Annotated in this window: 18 protein-coding genes; 9 read left to right on the forward strand and 9 right to left on the reverse strand. The window is 62.0% G+C overall.

Translation table 11 applies throughout. The features are described 5' to 3' along the window. Positions 1–4: 4 nt before the first annotated feature. From I7X13_RS16305 to I7X13_RS16330, 6 genes are all read left to right on the forward strand, one after another. Positions 5–1,249 carry a PKD domain-containing protein gene (locus tag I7X13_RS16305; RefSeq protein ID WP_198076290.1) on the forward strand — a complete coding sequence of 415 codons (1,245 nt, stop codon included), beginning with the start codon at positions 5–7 and terminating at the stop codon, positions 1,247–1,249. 29 nt (positions 1,250–1,278) lie between these two features. Further along, positions 1,279–2,160, forward strand: coding sequence for a glycoside hydrolase family 16 protein (locus I7X13_RS16310; RefSeq protein WP_198076291.1), 882 nt, complete (start codon positions 1,279–1,281; stop codon positions 2,158–2,160). Positions 2,161–2,319: 159 nt separating this feature from the next. Beyond that, the gene (locus I7X13_RS16315) at positions 2,320–3,150 is read left to right on the forward strand and encodes a glycoside hydrolase family 16 protein (RefSeq protein WP_198076292.1); all 831 of its coding nucleotides are present in this window, start codon (positions 2,320–2,322) and stop codon (positions 3,148–3,150) included. Between the two features lie 52 nt (positions 3,151–3,202). Next, positions 3,203–4,642: a T9SS type A sorting domain-containing protein gene (locus I7X13_RS16320; protein WP_198076293.1), complete on the forward strand. Its 1,440-nt coding sequence runs from the start codon at positions 3,203–3,205 to the stop codon at positions 4,640–4,642. A 94-nt stretch (positions 4,643–4,736) separates the two neighbouring features. Beyond that, the gene (locus I7X13_RS16325; protein WP_198076294.1) at positions 4,737–5,648 is read left to right on the forward strand and encodes a LysR substrate-binding domain-containing protein; all 912 of its coding nucleotides are present in this window, start codon (positions 4,737–4,739) and stop codon (positions 5,646–5,648) included. Between the two features lie 83 nt (positions 5,649–5,731). Next, positions 5,732–6,763, forward strand: a complete 1,032-nt coding sequence (locus I7X13_RS16330) for a YeiH family protein (RefSeq protein WP_198076295.1) — start codon at positions 5,732–5,734, stop codon at positions 6,761–6,763. Between the two features lie 30 nt (positions 6,764–6,793). Here the strand turns inward: I7X13_RS16330 and leuB are convergent, their stop codons facing one another. The 5 genes from leuB to I7X13_RS16355 all read right to left on the reverse strand — a co-directional run bounded on the left by leuB (position 6,794) and on the right by I7X13_RS16355 (position 11,400). Then, positions 6,794–7,912: a 3-isopropylmalate dehydrogenase gene (gene leuB / locus I7X13_RS16335; protein WP_198076296.1), complete on the reverse strand. Its 1,119-nt coding sequence runs from the start codon at positions 7,910–7,912 to the stop codon at positions 6,794–6,796. Between the two features lie 12 nt (positions 7,913–7,924). Continuing rightward, on the reverse strand, positions 7,925–8,521 hold the full coding sequence (leuD, locus tag I7X13_RS16340) for a 3-isopropylmalate dehydratase small subunit (RefSeq protein WP_198076297.1): 597 nt from the start codon (positions 8,519–8,521) through the stop codon (positions 7,925–7,927). Positions 8,522–8,525: 4 nt separating this feature from the next. Beyond that, complete coding sequence (gene leuC, locus I7X13_RS16345; RefSeq protein ID WP_198076298.1) at positions 8,526–9,920, reverse strand: 3-isopropylmalate dehydratase large subunit; 1,395 nt, start codon at positions 9,918–9,920, stop codon at positions 8,526–8,528. 118 nt (positions 9,921–10,038) lie between these two features. Next, the gene (locus I7X13_RS16350) at positions 10,039–10,218 is read right to left on the reverse strand and encodes a hypothetical protein (protein ID WP_198076299.1); all 180 of its coding nucleotides are present in this window, start codon (positions 10,216–10,218) and stop codon (positions 10,039–10,041) included. Between the two features lie 15 nt (positions 10,219–10,233). Continuing rightward, positions 10,234–11,400 carry a 2-isopropylmalate synthase gene (locus I7X13_RS16355; RefSeq protein ID WP_198069956.1) on the reverse strand — a complete coding sequence of 389 codons (1,167 nt, stop codon included), beginning with the start codon at positions 11,398–11,400 and terminating at the stop codon, positions 10,234–10,236. Between the two features lie 166 nt (positions 11,401–11,566). Between I7X13_RS16355 and I7X13_RS16360 the strand changes: the two genes are divergently transcribed. From I7X13_RS16360 to I7X13_RS16370, 3 genes are all read left to right on the forward strand, one after another. Then, complete coding sequence (locus I7X13_RS16360; RefSeq protein ID WP_198076300.1) at positions 11,567–13,111, forward strand: hypothetical protein; 1,545 nt, start codon at positions 11,567–11,569, stop codon at positions 13,109–13,111. Positions 13,112–13,270: 159 nt separating this feature from the next. Beyond that, complete coding sequence (locus I7X13_RS16365) at positions 13,271–13,807, forward strand: DUF4833 domain-containing protein (RefSeq protein WP_198076301.1); 537 nt, start codon at positions 13,271–13,273, stop codon at positions 13,805–13,807. A 78-nt stretch (positions 13,808–13,885) separates the two neighbouring features. Next, complete coding sequence (locus tag I7X13_RS16370; RefSeq protein WP_198076302.1) at positions 13,886–17,209, forward strand: cyclic nucleotide-binding domain-containing protein; 3,324 nt, start codon at positions 13,886–13,888, stop codon at positions 17,207–17,209. A 43-nt stretch (positions 17,210–17,252) separates the two neighbouring features. Here I7X13_RS16370 and I7X13_RS16375 read toward each other — a convergent pair whose 3' ends face one another. The 4 genes from I7X13_RS16375 to I7X13_RS16390 all read right to left on the reverse strand — a co-directional run bounded on the left by I7X13_RS16375 (position 17,253) and on the right by I7X13_RS16390 (position 22,446). After that, positions 17,253–18,299 (reverse strand): adenylate/guanylate cyclase domain-containing protein, encoded by a 1,047-nt coding sequence (locus I7X13_RS16375; protein ID WP_198069952.1) that lies wholly within the window; start codon positions 18,297–18,299, stop codon positions 17,253–17,255. 164 nt (positions 18,300–18,463) lie between these two features. Beyond that, positions 18,464–18,841 carry a response regulator gene (locus I7X13_RS16380; RefSeq protein ID WP_198069951.1) on the reverse strand — a complete coding sequence of 126 codons (378 nt, stop codon included), beginning with the start codon at positions 18,839–18,841 and terminating at the stop codon, positions 18,464–18,466. Between the two features lie 50 nt (positions 18,842–18,891). Then, positions 18,892–20,892, reverse strand: coding sequence for a tetratricopeptide repeat-containing sensor histidine kinase (locus I7X13_RS21555; protein ID WP_233454817.1), 2,001 nt, complete (start codon positions 20,890–20,892; stop codon positions 18,892–18,894). 156 nt (positions 20,893–21,048) lie between these two features. Then, entirely contained in the window at positions 21,049–22,446 is a 1,398-nt protein-coding gene (locus tag I7X13_RS16390; protein ID WP_211532092.1) for a sensor histidine kinase, read from the reverse strand. Between the last annotated feature and the right edge of the window lie 47 nt (positions 22,447–22,493).

Below are 22,493 nucleotides of genomic sequence, written 5' to 3' on the forward strand. Positions count from 1 at the left end.
TGTTATGCGTAGTTCTTTCCGTCAATCTGTATTGCTGCTGGCCCTGGGGGTCGTGGCGCTGGGCTCGTGCCGCAAAAAAGAAGTGGACTCGCTGGAAGGCCCCGTGCCCACCGCCGCCTTCACCGTGGCCCTGAACACGAGCGTGTACCCGGTGGTGGCCACCTTCACCAACACTAGCACCGACGGCTTCCTGTACCAGTGGGATTTCGGCGATGGCTCGGCCCTGGCTACTGGCGTTAATGTCACCCACACCTACACCCTGCCCCGCACCTACCAGGTGAAGCTGGTGGTGGCCGGCCGGGGGGGCACCGGCTCCAAGCCCATGGATGTCACCATTCCCTCTATTTGCAGCAACGCGGCTTTTTCGGCCCTTATCGACTGCGGCAAGAACAACGCCACCAGCTGGACGTATTCGGACCAGCCCGGCGCCATCAAGACCTTCGCGGCCAACGGCACCACGCAGCTCTCCGCCTCGGGCCTGCTGCCCGACTGCCAGGCCGACGACCAGTTTCAGTTCGACCAGACGTTCAGCTACACCTACGACGGCGGCGACAACTGCGGCGCGAACCTGAACGGCAAGAGCGGCTTCATTTTCCGGCCCACGGCCAACGGCCTGGGTCAGATTGTGCTGCAGCGCCCCAAATCCTTCATCGGCCTCACCGATTCGGTGGTGAACAAAACCTACGACATTGTGGAGGCCACGGCCACCGTGCTGCGCCTGCGCGGCACCAACCCCAACGGCACCATCACGGAAGTAACCCTGATGCCTACCCCGCCCCCGCTGCTGCTCACTGAGCGCCGGCTCACGGGCGGCAGCTCCCGCACCTGGGTGCTCGATAACACGGTGACGAACCCCATCACGGTGGGCACCGAGGCCGCGCCGGAATCTTACTACCCCAATGGGCCCACGGTGGCTGCCGGCACGCTGCCCGCCTGCCAGGCCGACGACGAATACACCTTCACCAGCAGCCACAGCTTCATCTACGATGCCAAGGCTGAGACGTTTGTGGCCGGGTCGTACTCGTGCCAGGCCCCGCGCTCGCTCACTACGACGTTCACGTTTGGGCAGGCGTCCGGCGCAGGCGTGGGGCAGTTTGTGCTGACGGCGCCCAACGCCTTCATCGGGGCCACCGACGCCGGGGCCGACCACACCTACCGCATCCTATCCATCAACAACCGCACGATGGTGCTGCGGGCCGGCGGCCCAACGGCCGACCCGGTGTTCACCTTCAAGATGCGGGTGAAATAAGCCTCCCACCTATCCTTTTCGATTTTCTCATGACGCTATTTCCCTTTTCCCCTCGCCTTGTTCCGGCCCTTGCGGCTCTGGCTCTGGCTCTGGCGGCCAGCGGCTGCACTCAGAACCCGCCCGGCCCCACCATTGTCGAAACCGCCGCGGTAACGCCGGAGCCTGTAAATGCCGCCATTATGCCCTATAGCAGCTACCGCACGCTGGTGTGGAGCGACGAGTTCGACGGCGCGGCGCTCAATGCCCAGAAATGGGTGCCCGAAATTAAGGACGTGTGGTACAACAACGAGCTTCAAGCCACCACCGAATCGCGTAATAATCTGTCCGTGACGAGTGGTAACCTGGTAATTACGGCCCAGCGCGAGGCCTACCACGGCCGCAGCTACACCTCGGCCCGCATCAATACCAAGGGCCTGCGCGACTTCACCTTTGGCCGCATCGATGTGCGCGCCAAGCTGCCCAAGGGCAAGGGTATCTGGCCCGCCATCTGGATGCTGGGCTCGAACGACAGCCAGGTGAGCTGGCCGGCCTGCGGCGAAATAGACATCATGGAGCTGCGCGGCAGCACGCCGCAGGTGAACGTGAGCACGATGCATTTCGGCAACAGCGTGGCCACCAAGCCTCAGCCGCTTTCTACTACTTACGCCCTGCCGGGTGGCGGCGATTTCTCGCAGGCCTTCCACACGTTCAGCATCATTCGGGCGCAGGACAAAACCGAGTTTTACGTCGATAGCGTGAAGTATTTCACGACAACGCAGGCGCAGATGTCGCCCTATCCTTTCAACAACCCGTTCTACATGATTTTGAACGTGGCCGTGGGTGGCGACTTCGACGGCAACCCCGACGGCACCACCACTTTCCCCCAGCAGATGCTGGTGGACTACGTGCGCTACTACAAATACAAGGAATAGCCCGGCCCGATATCGCCGTTCACTCCGGCCGGGGCCTGGTGAGAATCCCCCGCCGGATTGGGCGTTGGCCGCCGGCTCAGTGGGCCGGCGGCCAATTGGCTCCGCGATTTTCGGCATCAATGCCGCCCCGGAGTTATCCCCATTTTTCCACTTTCCCGCATGATTTCCACCTTACTGCCCGGCTTGCTTCTGCTGCTCAACGGCCCTGCGCCCGCCCCGAAAGCGGCCGCGGTGCCGCCGCGCTACACCTTCAGCAAGCTGGCTTGGAGCGACGAGTTTAACTACACCGGCCTGCCCGATTCCACGAAGTGGACCTATGACGTGGGCGGCCACGGCTGGGGCAATAAGGAAGAGCAATACTATACCAAAAAGCGCCGCGAAAACGCCCGCGTGGAAGGCGGCAACCTCATCATCGAGGCACGCAAGGAGGCGCTGGTGGCCGGCAACGGCTACACGTCGGCGCGGCTGGTGTCGCGCGGCAAGGGCGGCAGCCAGCTCTACGGCCGCTTCGAGATTCGGGCCAAGCTGCCCGGCGGGCGCGGCACCTGGCCCGCCATCTGGATGCTGCCCGACCAGAACCCCTACGGCAACCACGGCTGGCCCGACAACGGCGAAATCGACATCATGGAGCACGTGGGCTACGACCCCAACGTGGTGCACGCCACCACGCACTGCAAGGCCTACTATTTCCGCATCAACACCCAAAAAACCGGCATCACGAAGCTGCCCGACGCCATCACAGCCTTCCATACCTACTCCATGGAATGGACGCCCGAAACCATCACGGCGCAGGTAGACGGCCAAACCTACTTCGCCCACCGCAACGAGGGCACCGGCTGGGAAACCTGGCCCTGGGACCAGCCCTTCCACCTGCTGCTCAACATTGCGGTGGGCGGCGAGTGGGGCGGCCAGAAAGGCATCGACGAAGCCGCCTTTCCGCAGCAGATGATGGTGGACTACGTGCGCTTCTACCAGATGAAAAAGGAGTAGCTAACCCGACGAAAATCCCAATCCCAATTTTCACCTTCTCACCAATTCCCACATGAACAACTTTACCAAACTACTGTGTACCGCTGCTTTAGCTACGGGCGCAACCCAGGCGGCTTCGGCCCAAACCCTGTACGACAACTTCGAGTCGACGCGCATTGTGTCGTACCCGGTGGTAGAAGGTACACTGGTGCAGAACACGCCCAACCCCGGCACTAACACGGTGAACAGCAGCACTACCTGCGCTTCCTACACCCGCCTCGGCAGTGCCCAATACGCCGTGCTGGTGGTGAAGCCCAACAACGCCCGCATGGCCGACGTGGCCGCCTACGCCACGGGCGGGGCCAAGCGCATCAGCATCAAGTTCCGTAGTCCGGCGGTGGGCGTAACGGTGGGCGCGGTGCTGCAAAACAGCACGAAATCGAATTCGCTGCCCTACCCGGCCGGCAAGTTTGGCACCGAATTCACGGCCGTGACCACGGTGGCCAACGCCTGGGAAACCCTCACCTTCACGCCCAGCGTGGCGAGTGGCGGCAACTTCGACGCCACGGTGCTGTCGGGCGACATCGACCAGATGCTGTTTCAGGTAGCGCCCGGCACCAGCAACGCCGCTACGTACTACCTCGACGACATCATGGGGCCGGAGCTGGTGGCCGTGACGCCGCCCACCGGCAGCGGACTGGCCGTGCGCCAGCTCTACGACAACTACGAGGGTACCCGCGCCATCAAGTACATCGCCTACAAAACGGCCGGTGGCCTCAAGATTGATACCCTGAACAACGCGGTGAGCACCGCCAATCCCAGCGCCCACGTGGCCCGCTACACCCGCTCGACTCAGCAGTATGACTCCTTCGTGATGCAGCCCCGGGGTGCGGCTATTGCTGATGTCACGAACTTCAAAAACAACACTTTGCACATGACGCTGAAGGTATTCAGCACCACGCCGGGCACCGTTTACCAGATTACGCTGCAGGACTCCACGGTGGCTGGCGCCACCAACTACCCGGCCGGCCGCAACTCGGAATACACCGCCACCACCACGGCCACCAACGCCTGGGAAACCCTCAGCTTCAACTTCGTGAACGCGCCCAGCGGCACGCCCAACACCGGCCTGAACGAGATTGTGCTGCTGGTGGCCCCCAACACCACCGCCCGCCGCAAAATCTACATGGACGACTTTTTCGGCCCGAGCCTGGTGGGTTTCGTATCGGCCACCCGCACCGTGCAAACCACGTCGGCCGCCTTCGCCCCGGCTTTCCCCAACCCCACGTCGGGCCTCACGCAGCTGCCTTTCAGCCTGCAAAAGCAGGCGGTGGTGAGCCTGGCTGTTTTCGATAACGTGGGCCGCCGCGTGGCTCAGCTCATCGATGGCGAAACCCGTGCCGCCGGCCAGTTCACCGCCGAGCTCAACGCCGCCAAGCTGGCCCCCGGCCTCTACACCTGCCGCCTGACCGTGGACGGCGTGGCCCTGAGCCGCCCGCTGAGCGTGGAATAATTTGCCCTTTCTTTTCCACATTGAAAAGCTCCGGTCAATTCTGGCCGGGGCTTTTTTGTGTGCGTTTGAAAGCGGCCAGCGCGTACTTTCGGCCATGTCTGATTTTCGCCTTCGCGTGTTCCAGGCCGTGGCCCGGCACCTGAGCTTCACCAAAGCGGCCCAGGAGCTGTTTGTCACGCAGCCGGCCGTCACCAAGCACATCCACGAGCTGGAAAAGCACTACGGCCAGCGCCTGCTGGAACGGCGCGGCAACCGCGTGGCCCTCACTGAAGCCGGCCGCCTGCTCCAAAGTCACGCCGAGGCCGTGGCTGCCTCCGCCCAGCAGCTCACCGACCAGCTCCTGACTCTGCGCGACCCCGACGAGGCTGCCGGCCGCCTGCGCCTGGGCGCCAGCACCACCCTCTGCCAGTACGTGCTGCCGGGCGTACTGCCCGCCTTTCAGGCCCGCCACCCCAACGTGCAGCTCACCCTGGCCAACGCCAACTCGGAGCACATTGCCGAGGCCCTGCTGCGCGGCGAACTTGACCTGGGTTTCGTGGAAGGCCGCTCCCGTAGCCGCGACCTGCACTACGAATTGCTGCTGCCCGATGAGCTGGTGGCCGTGCGCCGGGCCACGCCCACCGGCCCGCCCGCCACGCCCCTGCCGCTAGCCGAAGCCCTGGCCCACCCGCTGGTGTTGCGCGAGCGCGGCTCGGGCACACTCGAAGTGCTGGAGTTTGCCCTGCGCGAGCTCAAAATCAAGCTCAACACGCTGCCAGTGGCTTTTTATTTCGACAACACCGAATCCATCAAAGGCTACCTCGAAGCTGCGCCCGAGGCAATGGGCTTTGTATCGTGCCGGGCGCTGGCCCGCGAACTCACCGCCGGCCGGCTCGAAATTGTGCCCGTGGAAGGCCTGCGCCTCACCCGGCAGTTTGAGGCCGTGTGGGTGCAGGGCAAGCAATTACCACGCGCCGCCCAGCGGTTTCTCAGCTTCGCCCAGCAGCAGCTTAACCCCAATGTATAACCACTGGTAATTTAGAATAACCTTTTTCAATTACCTATCCCCTAGGCGTCGCCGTAAATTTGAGGCACTCACTCTCCTGCCTCATGGCCCATCCCACCCTGTTGCCTCCTACCGCGCCGGCCCCCGCCAGCCCGGCCGATACCACTGGTATTTTCCGACACTTCCACACGCCCCATCTGGTACTGGGCCACCCCATTACGGGCCGGCAGGTGGTTTTTGGGCTGCTGTTGGTGTTCTGCCTCACGCCGTGGGCCTCGCCGCCGGTAGCGCTGGCGCTGGGCCTGCTGCTGGCCCAAACGCTGGGCAACCCATTCGCCCGCCAAACCAAAATGGCCACGGCCAAACTGCTGCAATACTCGGTGGTGGGCTTGGGCTTCGGCATGAATGCTCACGCGGCGGTGCAGGCCGGCCGCGAAGGCATTCTGTTCACAGTAGCGTCCATCTTCGGCACGCTGGTACTGGGATATTTTGCGGGGCGCTGGCTGGGCCTGGGCCGCCACGTCACGCATCTTATATCCTGTGGCACTGCCATTTGCGGGGGCAGCGCCATCGCGGCCGTGGGGCCGGTTATCAAAGCGAAGGACGAGGAAATGTCGGTGGCGCTGGGCACGGTGTTCGTGCTCAATGCCATTGCACTGTTCGCCTTCCCGCCCATTGGCCACGCCCTGGCCATGACGCAACAGCAGTTCGGCCTGTGGTGCGCCATCGCCATTCACGACACCTCGTCGGTGGTGGGCGCGGCCAAAGTCTACGGCGACCAGGCCCTGCAAGTCGCCACCACCATCAAACTGGCCCGCGCCCTCTGGATTATCCCGGTTAGCATCGGCACCGCCCTGCTTTTCAAACAGAAGGGCGTTAAAATCAAAGTCCCCTATTTCATCTTCGGCTTCATCGTGGCTATGCTGCTGAACACCTACGTGCCCGCACTGCAACCATTAGGACCAATTGCGGTGAAGTTGGCCAAAATCGGCCTCACGGTCACGCTGTTTTTCATCGGGGCGGGGCTGTCGGCGGCCACGCTGCGCACGGTAGGGGCCAAGCCATATTTGCTGGGCGTGCTGCTGTGGGGAGTGATTTCGGGCGTCTCGCTCTACGTTATTCTGCACACGATATAAGAAGCAGGGCCGAAAAAGGACGCCCTATCATCAAATAATCGTGCTGACGCCAATTTCCACGTTGTTCTTGTTCCACTGCTTCTCGTTGGAATCGGCAATCCAGAAGGCGATGTAATTGCCCACTTCCTCGGTGGTATAAGGCGCGGTAGGGTTCAGCTCGGGCGTCAGAATCCCGTTGTTAAGGGCCTCGTCCACGGCCTCGCGCACCAAGGCCGCTTCGGCAGGTAGCTCCAGATGCTCCAACAGCATCGCGGCCGACAGAATGGCGGCAATGGGGTTAGCAATGCCCTTGCCCTTCGCCTGCGGGTAGGAGCCGTGAATGGGCTCGAACAGCGCCACCGCCTCGCCGATGGAGGCCGAGGGCAGCAGGCCCATGGAGCCGGCAATGACCGAAGCCTCGTCGGAAATAATATCGCCGAACATGTTCTCGGTCAGAATCACGTCGAACTGCGTGGGATTGAGAATGACCTGCATGGCGGCGTTGTCCACAAACAGGTAATCCACCGTCACTTCTGGGTAATGCGAAGCCATTTCGCGCACCACTTCGCGCCAGAGGCGGGAGGTTTCCAGCACGTTGGCTTTATCAACCAGCGTCAGCTTCTGCCGGCGGCCGGCGGCGGCCTGAAACGCCAGGTGCGCGATGCGCTCCACCTCGGGGCGGCTGTAGGTGCAATGGTCATAAGCGGCCTCGCCGTCGGCGGTGCGGCCTTTGTTGCCGAAGTAGATGCCGCCAGTCAGCTCCCGGAAGATGACCAGGTCGGTGCCCTGGATGCGCTCCTTTTTGAGGGGCGAATGGGTCAACAGCACGTCGTAAGCCGTGACAGGGCGGATGTTGGCGAACAAACCCAATTCCTTGCGCAGGCGCAACAGGCCCTGCTCGGGGCGTACCCGGGCGCTGGGGTCGTGGTCGTACTTCGGGTCGCCGATGGCGCCCAGTAGCACGGCATCGGCGGCGCGGCAGGCTTCGAGGGTTTCGTCGGGCAGCGGGTTGCCAGTGGCGTCGATGGCACAGGCGCCCATCAGGTGCGAGCTCAGGTCGAAGCGGTGGTCGAACCGCTCGGCTACGGCTTCGAGCACTTTTACGGCTTGCCGGCACACTTCCGGCCCGATGCCATCGCCGGGCAACACAGCTATTCTTTTGCTTACCATCTTCTTAGTTGCTTACCAGGTCCAGGTTCGGTTTTGTTCGTAGGTTTCGATGGCGGGCTTCTGGCTCACCAGATAGTCGATGTCGTCGTAGCCATTAATCAGGCATTCCTTTTTATAGGCGTCGATGTCGAAGTGGAAGCTGTCGCCGGTGGCGGGCACGTGCAGCGTCTGCTCAGGTAGGTTCACCACGAATTGGGTGTCGCCGTCCTTTTCGGCGAGGGCAAACAGGCGGGCCAGCTCGGCCTCCGTCACTTGCAGCGGCAGCAGGCCGGTGTTTAGCGCGTTGCCCCGAAAAATATCGGCGAAGTAGCTCGAAATCACCACCCGAAAACCGGCATCATATAGCGCCCATGCCGCGTGCTCACGACTGGAGCCGCAGCCAAAATTCTTGCCTGCCAGCAGAATCTGGCCGGCATAGCTCGCATCGTTGAGCACAAAGTCGGGTTTCGGCGTGCCATCGGCGTGGTAGCGCCAGTCGCGGAACAAGTTTTCGCCGAAGCCTTCCCGCGTGGTCGCCTTCAGGAAACGGGCCGGAATAATTTGGTCCGTGTCGATGTTTTCGAGCGGCAGCGGCACGGCGGCGGAGTACAGGGTTTGAAACTTTTCCATGGCTCTAGTTCAAATACTGCGTGATATCCACAATCCGCCCTTGCACCGCCGTGATGGCCGCCACTAGCGGACTCGCCAGCAGCGTGCGGGAGCCCGGCCCTTGCCGCCCTTCGAAATTTCGATTTGAAGTGGCCACGCAGTAAGCGCCGGCCGGAATTTTGTCCTCGTTCATAGCCAAGCAGGCGCTGCAACCGGGCTCGCGCAGCTCGAAACCGGCGTCGGCCAGAATCTTGTCGAGGCCCTCGGCTCTGGCCTGCTGCTCCACCTGCTTCGAGCCGGGCACAATGATGGCCTCCACGTGCCCGGCTTTTTGCTTGCCCTGCACGTAGGCCGCCACCGCCCGTAAATCCTCGATGCGCGAGTTGGTGCAGCTGCCGATGAAAACGTAGTTAATTTCCTTGCCCAGCAGCGACTCGCCCCGCTGAAAGCCCATGTATTGCAACGACTTGTCGAAGCTTTCCGCCTCGCTGGCCGGTACTTCGCTGGGGATGTGGCCGTTCAGGGCGATGCCCATGCCGGGGTTGGTGCCGTAGGTTATCATCGGCGCGATGGCGGCGGCATCGAAGCGGTGCTCGGCGTCGAACACCGTGTCTTCGTCCGAAAACAGGGTTTTCCAGTAAGCCACGGCTTGGTCCCAGGCAGCTTCTTTGGGCGCATACGGCCGTCCTTTCACGTAAGCGAAAGTCGTTTCATCCGGCGCGATGAGGCCGCCGCGGGCGCCCATTTCGATACTCATGTTGCAGACCGTCATGCGGCCTTCCATGCTGAGGGCGCGCACGGCGCTGCCAGCGTATTCTACAAAGTAGCCGGTGGCCCTGCCCGTACCAAGCTGCGAAATCACGTAGAGAATCAGGTCTTTGGCCGTGACGCCGGGCCGTAGCTCGCCATCCACCGAAATGCGCATGCGTTTGGGGCGGCTCAGCAGCAGGCATTGGGTGGCCATCACCTGCGCCACCTGGCTGGTACCGATGCCGAAAGCCACCGCGCCAAATGCGCCGTGCGTGGAGGTGTGGCTGTCGCCGCACACGATGGTGGTGCCGGGCAGCGTAAGGCCCAGTTCCGGACCAATGACGTGCACAATGCCCTGGCGCGAGTGGCCCAAGCCGTATAGCTCCACGCCGTATTTGGCGCAGTTGGCTGTCAGCGTATCCACCTGCGAGCGGCTCAAAGGCTCTTCAATCGGCAGGTGCTGACGGCGGGTGGGCACGTTGTGGTCGGCCGTGGCCAGGATGCGCGCCGGGCGAAACAGCGGCAGGGCACGGGCTTCGAGCTCGTCGAATGCCTGCGGGCTGGTCACCTCGTGGATGAGGTGCCGGTCGATATACACGATGTCCAGACCGCCGGGCGCGGCTTTCACCACGTGCGCCTCCCAGATTTTATCGAATAAGGACTTGGCCATGGGAGTTGGGTGTAGAGACGCAATATTTTGCGTCTCGGCGTAAGGGTGGTTTTAGAGGGGAAAACGGGGGCAATATTGTTCGGACGAACCTTACGCCGAGACGCAAAATATTGCGTCTCTACATCGTGCGTCCTTCCGCTTGCGTGAAATCAGCGGCAGTGGGTGCTGCCTGCTGAATCACGGCGACGGCGTAGCTAATCCAATCGGCGCAGCGCTGGGGGAGCGACGCCGGTTGGTCGGGCTGGTGGTTTTCGGGGGAAGCGGTTAGGCTGGTATAAACTACTTCGTTGGCAAGCATAGTGTTAATTTTTAATCAATTAGCGGTTACGAGTTTTTCCTGCTCCACCAAGCGGTGCAAGTCTTTATCGACGACCTCGCGCTGGCGGTCGGCGAGCTGCAGGAAGCTGGCGTAGGCCTTGTTCAGCTCAGGCTTTTCGAAATCGTAGCCCAGCTTCTGGAGGCGGTAGGCCAGCGCGGCGCGGCCCGAGCGGGCCGTGAGCACGATGGACGAATCGGCCACGCCCACTTCGCGCGGGTCGATGATTTCGTAGGTTTCGCGGTGCTTGATGATGCCGTCCTGGTGGATGCCGCTGCTGTGCGAAAAGGCGTTGGCGCCCACAATGGCCTTATTGGGCTGCACGGGCATGGTCATCAGGTGCGACACGATGGCCGAGGTTTCGGCCAGCAGGCGGGTATTGATATTGGTATTTAGGTTTAGATAAGGGTGCTGGCGCAGTATCATCACCACTTCCTCCAGGGCCGTGTTGCCGGCGCGCTCGCCCACGCCGTTTATCGTGCACTCAATCTGCCGGGCGCCGTTCATCACGCCCGCGATGGAATTGGCAGTGGCCAGGCCCAGGTCGTTGTGGCAATGCGTGGACAGCCGCACGGTGTGGATGCCGCGCACGTTTTCGTGCAGGAATTTGATTTTGGCGCCGTACTCCTGGGGCAGGCAGTAGCCGGTGGTGTCCGGAATATTGAGCACCGTAGCGCCGGCCCGAATGGCCGCCTCGCACACTTGGGCCAGAAAGTCGTTATCGGTGCGGCCGGCGTCTTCGGCGTAAAACTCCACATCCTCCACAAAGCTTTTGGCGAGCTTCACGGCTGCAATGGCGCGGGCCAGCACGTCTTCGCGCGTGGTGCAGAGCTTGTGCTGAATGTGCACATCGGAAGTGCCGATACCGGTGTGGATGCGTGGATAGCGCGCCGGGCGCAGAGCTTCAGCGGCGGTGCGAATGTCATTTTCGACGGCCCGCGAGAGGCCGCAGACCGTTGCTTCGCGGGTTTGGGCGGCAATGGCCTGCACGGCGGCAAAATCGCCGGGGCTCGACACCGGAAAGCCGGCCTCAATCACGTCGACGCCGAGCTGTTCGAGCTGGCGGGCAATGAGCAGTTTCTCGTCGCGGTTTAGCTTGCAGCCCGGCACCTGTTCGCCGTCGCGGAGCGTGGTATCGAAGATTTGGATTTGCTGGGTGGCCATGCGATAATCGCCCGGAATCGAGGGGCTGCGGTTGTGAATAGATTGGCAAGAAGGCCCCCGCGCCAGCGCCGCAAAACCGTGTTTTTGGAAAATCTACTATTTCCAAAAGTTGGTTTTTATCAAATAACCATTTGCTTATCAAAAACTTGATTTATCATTCCATACAATGCCTACCAAAAGTCCGGAGCCCGTTTTTCAGCTGATAAAGTCCTTGACGCGGACCGAAAAGCGCCATTTCCGGCTGTTCACCAGCCGGCCGGGCGCGGGCGAAGACCTGAAATTTCTGCTCCTTTTCGATGCTCTCGACGCGCTGGAAACGGCCGACGACGCAGCTGTGCTGGCCCAGGTGCCCAGCCTGAAACGCGCCCAGCTGGCCAACCTCAAGGCCAACCTCTACCGCCAGCTGCTGGCCAGCCTGCGCGTGTACCACGCCGGCCAGAACCCCGACATTCAGCTGCACGAGCAGCTCGACTACGCCCGCGTGCTCTACAACAAGGGCTTTTACCAGCAGGCGCTGCGCATGCTGGAAAAGGTGAAGCAGGGCGCGCGCCAGGCCGAAATGCCGCACATCGTGCTGCTGGTCCTCGATTTTGAGAAGCTCATCGAAAGCCAGTACATCACCCGCAGTCTGAAGGACCGCGCCGATACCCTCACCGCCGAAGCCACCGACACCGTGGCCCACCTGGCCAACCAGCACGCGCTCAGCAACGCCTCGCTGCGCCTCTACGGGCTGTATCTCAAGGCCGGGCACGCCCGCAACCGCGCCGACCACGAGCGCATCACGGCGTTTTTTCGGACCCACATGCCCGCGGTTCCGGCCAACGAAGGCGGCTTTTTTGAGAAGCTGTATTTCTACCAGGCCCACGTGTGGTACCACACGCTCGACCAGGATTTCCGGGCCGGCTACCGCTACGCCCAGAAGTGGGTGGACTTGTTTGAGGCCGCCCCGCAGATGAAGGAGCTGCAAACCATGCTCTACATCAAGGGCCTGCACAACCTGCTGGCTTCGCTTTACAACCTACTTTACTACAGCAGATTCAAGCAGGTGCTGAACATCCTCGAAGAGTTTGCCGCCAACCAGACGCGCCGCAGCAGCCCGAACACCGAAATACTGCTCTTCCAGTACCTTTTCACCAACCGCATCAACGCCTACTTCCTTGAAGGCCGCTTCACCGAGGGCCTGGAAATCATTCCGGACCTGCTGGAGCAACTGGAGCGCTACAAGCCCCAACTCGACCTGCACCGCACGCTGGTGCTCTACTACAAAATTGCCAGCCTGTACTTCGGCAGCGGCGAGTTTGAAAAAGCCATAGAGTACTTGAACCTTATTATTCAGCACAAGGAGCTGAGCCTGCGCGAGGACCTGCAATGCTTCGCCCGCATCCTGAATTTGATTGCCCACTACGAGGCCGGCGACGACGCCAGCCTCGATTACCAGATTCGCTCGGTGTACCATTTCTTGGGCAAGATGGACGACCAGCAACCCATGCAGGTCGAGATTTTCCGGTTTCTGCGCACGGTGGGCAGCATTGCGCCACACGAGGTGCGCGAGGCGTTTATCCGGCTGCGCAACAAGCTCATCGTCATCGCCGCGATGCCCTACGAGGGCCGGCCATTTCTCTATTTGGATATCATTTCGTGGCTGGAAAGTAAGATTGCCGGGGTGCCGGTACAGGAGGTGATGCAGCGGAAGTTTCGGGGGATGAAGTGATGTAGCGTGGACCTCACCCCCGGCCCCTCTCCCGCGGAGCGGGGAGCCAGTCGTTAGCAGGATAAAAGCCGTCAGGCTCCCCCTCTCCGCGGGAGAGGGGGCCGGGGGTAAGGTGACGCCGGCCGTACCTTTGCGGTCCCATTCACGCGCTCAAAAACAATGTCGGCAACGACCTTCCTGCTGCTTTTCAACCTGCTTTTTGCTCTGCCGCCAGCCCCGAAACCGGCCACCGTATTCCCGGTGCCCAGCGGCGTGCCCAATCAGCTTTTCTACCTGCAGCGCGACCCGAATACTAACACCGTCATCTACCAGCTGAACGTGGACCGCGCCGGCCACCTCAACGAAGACGAGCCCGTGAACGTGTTCTGGATTCGCTACGACGAGCACGGCGAGCGCAAGGACCTCAACTTCATCCAGCGCAAGTTTGCCTACGGCCTCACGGCCGAAAAGCTGGCGACGGATAAGTACGAGCTAAAATTTGCGGCTTACAACAAGGTCCGGTTCTACCTGCTGCGCTCGCCCACGGACAAGGCGCTCCACGTCTACACCACCATCGCCGGCAAGCAGATTCAGCTGGAACGCGTGTTTTTGCGCATTGAGGGCGGCACGTTCTGGGTGCCGAATGTGAAGTACATCGAATTCAAGGGCCTAAATACGGCTACCCTCCAACCGATAGTGGAGCGGATAACGCTGTAGCGTGCACTCTGCGAGTCCGCGCTTCACTCCGTGTATCTTTGGCTACGGCCGTGCCCCTTGGCCCGGCCTCTTTTCTGCATGATTTCGGCCGCTTCTCTGCAAAACCTGTTCGGCATCAAAGCCAGCGAAACCCGCACTGTGGGGCTGTTTTTGCTGCATAATTTCCTGCTTGGCATTGGCTCGGTGCTGGTGTACGTGGCGGCCAATGTGCTGCTGCTCGAGCACAACCCCGAGCACAGCCTGCCGCTGGGCTACATCGTGGGCGCGCTGGCCATGATGGCCGTGGGCAAGGTTTACACCCATTTCGAGCATCATTACCTGCTGAAAAAACTGGCCGTACGCGTACTGCTGGCCGTGGTGGCGCTGGTGGGCGTGCTGGGCGTGCTGGTGGTGCTGGGGCATTCGGTGGCGGCGGCCGTGGCCATTATGGCCGGCTACCGCGTCATTTACTTGCTCACCAATCTCGAATTCTGGGGCGTTTCGGCGGTGGTGTTTGATGTGCGGCAAAGCAAGCGCCTGTTCAGCATCATCAGCTCGGGCGACATGCCGGCCAAGGCTCTAGGCGCAGTGCTGGCGGCCCTCATTCACGGCGACGCGCAGCTGCCAGTGCTGCTAGGTGTGTCGTTTGTGGCCTACCTGGGGGCGTTGCTCACGCTGCGCGCCACGCTTAGCTCGCACGTGGTGGAGGCTACGGCGCGGCCGGTACGGGCGGTGGCCCGGCCCCAGAAGAAACTGGTGCAGCAACTGTTCGGCGGCAGCCAGCTGGTGCTGGCTATGTGCCTGAGCTTGGTGACCATCGCGGGGGTGATTACGGCCGTGGAATACATGTTTTTCCTGAACGTGAAGCACAAATTTCATGCTTCGGAGGACGTGATGCAGTCGGTAGGCTGGATACTGGCGGCCACGTACTTAGCCGCCACATTCTTCAAGCTGCTGGTGAGTCGGCAGGCGTTGGAGCGCTACGGCGTGCAATGGTCGTTGCGGCTGCTGCCGGTGGTGGCGCTGGTAGCGCTGGCCGTGTTTGGCGGCTACAAGGTAGCCAGCGGCTACTCGGCCACCGGGCAGCTGGCGTTCTACTGCGGGCTGTACCTGCTGCTCGAAGTGCTGCGCCGCACCGTATTCGACCCTGTGTTTCTGGTGCTGTTTCAGCCGCTGGCCCCGCCGCAACGGCTAGCTGCTCACACGTTGGCCAAGGGCTTTTACGAGCCGGTGGGCATGGCGCTGACGGGCGTGCTGTTCTTCGCGCTGCGCTCGTCGGGTTTGCTCGATGGCAGCCTGCCGTTCTTCTGGATGGGCGCGCTGCTGCTGTTATCCCTGCTGTTTCTGCGCCGCACTTACTTGAATTATCTGGCCGAGTTGAAGGAAGGCCTAGGCCGCCGCTTCGCCGAAACCGCCGACCTGGCCCTGCCCGATGCGGCCCGCCACGTGGTGCTGGCTCATCTGCTCAGCCCCCACCCCACCGAGGTACTGAATGCCGTGGCTTGGCTGCGCAAGCACGAGCCCAAGTCGTTGCCCGAGCACACCCCGCGCCTGCTGGAATATCCCGACGAGCGGGTGCGCCTGGCCCTGCTGGCCACGCCCGAAGCCCGCCCCCTGCCCGTAGAAGCCCTCCAGGGCCTGGCCCTGCGCGACCCCGCCGCCGCCGTGCGTGAAGCCGCCGCCCATCAACTGGCCGCCGCGATTCCCGACGCGCCGGCCGTAGCCGCCCTGCTCACCGCCGACGACTTGGCTGCCCGCCAGGGAGCCATTCGGGGCAGTCTGGAAGCAGATTCTCAGCACGAGGCCGCCCAGCATAGCCTCTACCGCCTGCTACCGGGTGCGGGAAATAACCCTGGCCCCACGGCCGAACTGGCCGCGCTGGCTTTGCTTCGGTTTTTTCCACTTGATATTCAGAACGAGTTAATCAAACGCCAGCTAGCCAGTCCCAAAGTGGAAGTAGCACAGGCCGCCCTCCGCGCTATCGGTGCGACGGGGCATCTCGAGCTGGCTCACCACCTGCTGACGGCCATCAACGACAAGCACCGCTGGCAAACGGCCGCCGATAGCCTTGTGGCACTGGGCCCCGCCGTGGTGCCGCTGGTGCGCGAGGCCCTGCTGCACGACGCGGAGCCCGCCCACCCGCAGCGCTTGGCTTCGGTGCTGGAGCGCCTCGATACGTCGGCCAGCCGCGCCGCGCTGGTGGAGCTGGCCCGGCACCCGCACCTGTTTTCGCGCGGGGTGGCGCTGCGAGCGTTGCGCCGCTTCCCGGCCCGCACGGCCGACCGGCCGGTGTTCGAGCAATTGCTGCGCGAAGAATTTGCCCTGGCCGCGCAGCTGCTGCAGGGGCTGGTGAATACCGGCGGCAAGCACTTCGCAGCCACTATCGACTACGAGCTGACCTTGCTGCACCAGCGCGTGTTTGGCCTGCTGGCCCAGCTTTACGATGCCGAGCTGGTGGCCACCGCGCAGCGCAACGTGGCGCACGCCGCCCGCGAGCGCCAGGCCAACGCCCTCGAAATTCTCGACAACCTTATTCCGCGGCCCATTTATCAGGGCTTGCAGGCTTTGCTTGATGATTCGCCGGTGGCGGAAAAGGCCCGGCTGTTTGCCAGCCTCACGGCGCGTAGTGCGCCCGCCCGGCCGCACCCGATGGTGGCCATGGGCGCGGCCTCGGCAGCGGGCAGCGCGGTAGCCCCGCCCCCGCACTTGGTGGCCGAGGTGCCGCCCACCTCCGAGCCCCTGCCCACGCTGCTGCTGCGGCGCGGCCATGCCGCTTTCACGTCGTGGACGCTGAGCGTGGCCCTGCGCCACTGGCAGCCCACCGAACCCGATGCGCTGGAACTACTGCGCCCCTACCTCACTTCGCATTACCTGCTGCTGCGCGAAAGCGCCCAACTGGCTGCTGCCGCGCTGGCGGCCCACCGAGGCCAGCCCTTATCCGCCCTCAACCTGCCCGTCATGAGCCATTCGCACGCGACCACTGAGTCTAAAATCTCCGCTCTGGAGCGGGTGGTGGTGCTCAAAAGCACCGCCCTGTTTGCCACCACGCCCGAAAACGTGCTCAGCAGCATCGTGCCCATCATGAAGGAAGTGACATTCCGGGAGGGCGAGGAGATTTTTGCCAAAGGTGACATTGGCACCTCGCTTTTCATTGTACACGATGGCCAAGTGGGCGTATTCAACGGCCCGCAGCAGCTGGCCACGTTCGGGCCGGGCGACTTCTTTGGCGAGCTGGCCCTGCTCGATGCCGAGCCGCGCTCGGCCACGGCGGCGGCCCTGAGCGAGGTGCTGGCTTTCCGTATCGACCAAGAAGATTTCTACGACGTGATGGAGGAGCGCGGCGAAGTGCTACGCAACATCCTGCGGATGCTGTGCCAGCGCATCAGGACGCAAAACGAGAAGATGCGGGATTTGGTAGGGTAAACATCTGTCATCCTTCGCTCCGCTCAGGATGACAGATGTTTATCTACTCCACCACCTCGTAAATCTTCACCGGCAGGGCCTTGTTCTTCAGCGTTACCTCGCTCACAAACTGGCAGTGGAAAGACTCTTTCACCCGCTCGTACACGGCTTCGCTGATAATAATCTGGCCAGCTTTGGCGGCCGACTGCAGACGCTGCGACATGTTTACCACGTCGCCAATAACGGTGTAATCCAAGCGCTTGAGGGAAGCCGAGCCGATGTTGCCGGACACGACTTCGCCGGTGTTTACACCAATGCTCACTTGGGGGCGGTAGTCGAAGCCGGGGGGCAGCGGGGCTTGGCTTTGCTGCAGGGCGGTGCGGGCCGAGAGGGCCGCATCGATGGCACGGTCGAGGTGGTGTTCGCCGCGGAATACGGCCATCACGGCGTCGCCCATGAACTTGTCGACGTGGCCGCCCTGGGCTATGAACTCCTTCACCACCAGGTCAAAATAAGTATTGAGCAGGCTTACTACGTCGGTGGGCGGCAGCTTTTCGGCCAGGGCCGTGAAGCCGCAGATGTCGAGGAAAACCACGGTGGCTTCCACGGTTTCGGAGGCCAGGAGGCGGTTTTCGAAGTCGGGCCGCGTCATGAAATTGAGCACGGTTTCATCCACATACATCTTCAGGATGTTATTTTCCTGGATGGCACGTAGGGTGTCGCGCAGCTGGCGTACCTGGTCGGCGGTTTTTTCGATGGTCAGCTCCAGGTCGGCAAAATCGACGGGCTTCACCACGAAATCGAACGCGCCTCGGTTCATGGCCGTGCGCAGGTTGCCCATGTCGCCGTAGGCCGACACGATGACCGTTTTCATGGCCGGGTGCTCGGTGTGGGTGCGCGTGAGCAGCGTGAGGCCGTCCATCACCGGCATGTTGATGTCGCTGAGGATGACGTCGGTATCCGGGTTTTCGGTGATGCGCTCCAGGGCTTCTTGGCCGTTGGTGGCGAAGAGAAACTCGTAGGTACTCTCCCGGATTTTGCGCCGAAACTTCTGCTTGATAAGCAGTTCGAGGTCGGCTTCGTCATCGACCACCAGAATCTTGGTTTTCATAGGGGTTGGCAGAAGGCGAATAATTGGACGAAAATACGTCAGAAAAGGATGGCACTCATGTGGCCGCTGTCATTCCGACGAAGGAGGAATCTGAGGACTGTTCACTACTTGGTTTTCTCAGATTCCTCCTTCGTCGGAATGACAGCCTGTGCTCGGATGCTCTCTTACGGAAGCAGGTGCTGAAGCTTTTCTTTCAACACGGCAAAATCCACGGGCTTGGTCAGGAAATCATTGGCGCCCAGGCTCATGGCTTGCTGGTAGCTGGCGTTGTCACCGTAGGCCGTAATCATCATCATGGTGGTGGGCGGCATTTCAAACTCCTCCTTGACGTGGCCGAGCAGGTCGAGGCCGCTCATGCCGGGCATGTTGATGTCGGAGAGAATGATGAGGACTTCGGAGTGGTGGGCGCGCAGGTAGGTCAGGGCTTCCTCGCCCGAAAAGGCGAAACTGAAGCTCATCTCGCCGCTGCGGATTTCGCGGCGGAAGCGCTGCAGAAACAGGTCGCGCACATCGGTTTCGTCGTCAACAACCAGAATTTGCATGGGGCGGAGGCGGGGAAATTAGTCGGGCCAAAGGTAGGGCGCGGGGCGGCTTAGGCCGGCAGGCCGATGATGAATTCGGTGCCTTCGCCCTCGCGGCTTTGCACGGCCAGCGTGCCACCATGGCCCTTGGTCACAATCTCGTGGCTCATGGACAGGCCAAGGCCCGTGCCCTCGCCCACCGGCTTGGTAGTGAAAAAAGGCTGGAACACCTTGGCTCTTATCTTCTCCGACATGCCCGTGCCGTTGTCGCGAATACTGATTTCAACCTGCCCCGCCACCACCCGGCTGCTCACCGTGAGGGCCGGCTGGTACTCGCCCCCGGTCCCGTCGTGCTGGCGCTGGCGCTGCTGCACGGCATGAAAGGCGTTGGTAAACAGATTAATCAGCACTCGGCTCAAGTCCTGCGGCACTACCGATACCGGCGGCAGGGCGGGGTCGAGCTGGGTGATGAGCTCGGCGGTGAAGTTCTTCTCCTTAGTGCGCAGGCCCTGGTAGGCCAGGCGCAGGCTTTCCTCGATGAGGGCATTGAGGTCAGTGGGCAGGCGCTGGCTGGTGCCGGTGCGCGAGTGCTCCAGCATGCCTTTAATGATGGACGTAGCCCGCTGCCCGTGCTGACTGATTTGCTTGAGATTCTGCTTCAATCCGTCCAGGATTTCGCGTTCCAGGGTGGTGTCGCGGGTGGGGTTTTGCGGGTCGCCGTTTATTTCGTCCACCAGCTCGGTGCTGACTTCGGCAAAGTTCTTCACGAAGTTGAGCGGGTTTTGCAACTCGTGAGCAATGCCGGCGGTGAGTTCGCCCAGAAAGGCCATTTTCTCGCGCTGCACCAGCTGGTCCTGGGCGGTTTTTAGTTCGGCCAGCGACTGCTCCAGCGCCCGGCGGGCGCGCTCTTCCTGGCGGCCGTGGCGGGCCAGAATAAAGGCCAGCACCAGCAGGCCCACCAGCCCCGCCACCAGCCCGGCGGTGCGGTAGCGGGCGCGCAGCGCGGCTTGGCTAGCAGCCACTTCCTGCATGCGCTGCTGCTCGCGGTAGTTGAGGCTTTGCAGGCGCATCACCTTCTCCTGGCCAAACAGCGTGTCCTTCATCACCAGCATGAGGCTCTGGTACTTGAGGGCGCTATCGGGGCGGCCGCGCTGCCGAAAATCCTGGGTGAGCAGGGTGCTGGCGTTGAGCACGCCGCGCAGGAAGCCGTTGGTCTGAGCTGCCTGGCAGCCCAGCCGGGCGTAGTAAATGCTGGAATCGGCCTGGCCTATTTTCTGATACAATTCGGCCAAACCCACGTAGGCAAAATTGAGGCTGCGCAGGTGGTGCACCTTCTTCGATTCGGCAATGCTTTGGCGGTAGAAGGTGCGGGCCTGCGCCACTTGCCCGCTTTTGCGGGCCACGTTGCCCAGGCCGTACAGAATGTAGTTGGTGGGCGTGTGCAGGCGGCGGGCCAGGGCATAGGCGCGCTCCTGATAAATCCGGGACGAGTCAATCTGGCCGAACAAATCATACGCCAGCCCGATGTTGCTTAGCTCAATCACCATCCGGTGCTCGTCGTGCAGCTGCTCGCCAATTTTCAGGGCCCGGAAGTAATACCCCAAGCCTTGGCGCTTGTCGCGCAAATACACGTAGATGATGCCGATGCTGCGCAGGTTCTGGGCTATCAGGCCTTGGTCATGAGTAGCTTCGGCGATGCGTAGCGACTGCTGGAACACCTCCAGCGAGCGCGCCAGGTTGCTTTCGCGCAGGGCGGCCCCCAGGCGGTTGAGGGCCGCGCCCTCGCCCTGCTGGTAGTGGATGCGGCGGGCCAGGGCCAGCGCTTTGTTGGCATACACGGCGGCCGAATCGGTGTGCTGGGTCCAGAGCTGGTCACTGATTTGGCAAAGCAGCGTCACCCGGTCGTAGTCGGTTTGGGGCAGCGTCAGCAGATGGCGCAGGCTGTCCACGGCCGCGCCAGGCGAAGGGACAAAAGCCGCCGCCGGCCCTGGGCCAGCCAGCAGCACGGCCAGCAATATGCCCAGCCAGCCGAGCCTGCGAAAAGCTGAAACCCGGGTAATAAGAGAAATCAACGAACCGGTTCTTAGAAAGACAAACAATGAAAGCCGGCACTTATTCAATTAAGCAGCAGGCCAAAGCCCAGCCCTAACCGCTAAGTATGCGCCATAGTTCAGCGGCTTAGCATTGGGGGCTGGTGGTAGAACCAGAAAGAGACAATAGCGAGCAATTTAGCCCACTTGATTAATAGGCAAGCTAATCAGAAACTCTGTAAAGCTGCCCTCCTGCGACGTGACGGAGAGCGTACCGCCGTGGCCCTGGGTCACAATATCATAGCTCAAACTCAGGCCCAGGCCGGTGCCCTCGCCGGTGGGCTTGGTGGTGAAGAAGGGCTGGAAGATTTTGGCCCGCACGGCTTCCGGTATGCCTTGGCCGTTGTCGCGCACCCGGATTTCTACCTTGTCGCCCACCCGCCGCGTGCTGATGCCCACGGTGGGCGCGTAGCCGGCCTCGGCGCCGCGCTGCTGGCGCTGCCGCACGGCGTAAAAAGCGTTGCTGAGGAGGTTGAGCAGCACTCGGCCCAGGTCCTGAGCAATGGCCTCAACGGGCGGCAGGGCGGGGTCGAAATCGGGCTTGAGCGTGGCGTTGAAGGTTTTGTCCTTAGCGCGCAGGCCGTGGTAGGCCAGGCGCAGGTACTCGTCGGCCAGCTGGTTGATGTCGGTGGGGGTGCGCTCGCCGGAGCTGGTGCGCGAGTGCTCCAGCATGCCGCGCACGATGCTGGCCGCCCGCCCGCCGTGCTGGCTGATTTTGAGCAGGTTTTGCTTGAGGTCGGCCAGCAGCTCGGCTTCCAGCTCCAGGTCGCGGGTAGGCTTGGCTTGCTCTTCTTCGAGCTCCGTGATGAGCTCGGCGCTCACGTCGGCGAAGTTGTTGACGAAGTTGAGCGGATTTTGAATCTCGTGGGCAATGCCAGCGGTGAGCTCGCCCAGGCTGGCCATTTTTTCGGACTGCACGAGCTGGGCCTGGGTAGTGCGCAATTCTACCAGGGCACTGCTTAGCTCCTGGGCCTGGTGCGTGAGGGCGACGGTGCGCTCGGCCACCAGGCGCTCCAGCTCCGCGTTTTGGGCTTCAATGAGGCGCTTGGCTTTTTCTTCTTCTTCGCGCAGCGCCTGCTCTTTTTCGAGCTGCTTTTTCTGGCTGCGGGCAATGAAAATAAACGTAATCAGCCAGATAATGACGAAGCCCTGCGTGGTATCGAGGAAGGCATCGAAGCTCTTGGGAATCTTGCCATTGGAGTCTTCGATAATGATTTCGAGCACCTTGTAGACCACAAACGGGGCCATGGCAAACAGCAGCGTGCGCGCCGGGCGGTAGTGCCGCAGGGCCAGCAGCACGCCCAGCAGCCCAAACAGCACCAGCAACCAGTACACATCGCCCAAAATCGGCGACTTGAAATTGAAGGCCAGGGAGATGACAAACAACAACGCCGCCGGCGCCCAGATGTAGTTTAATGCTTTGTTCCAGCGGGGCAGCCGCTGCGGCAGGTCCAGAAACCGGCTCAGGCCGCGTGCCATGCCATACGCCATCGGGGCCAGGAAGAAGAGGTCGCCGTAACCAGCCGAGTGAGCCATAGAAAAAGGAGCGCAGAAGCAAGAAAGTAGAGCAGATGGGGCACGCG

Source organism: Hymenobacter negativus, assembly GCF_016056375.1.
Taxonomy (GTDB): Bacteria; Bacteroidota; Bacteroidia; order Cytophagales; family Hymenobacteraceae; genus Hymenobacter; species Hymenobacter negativus_A.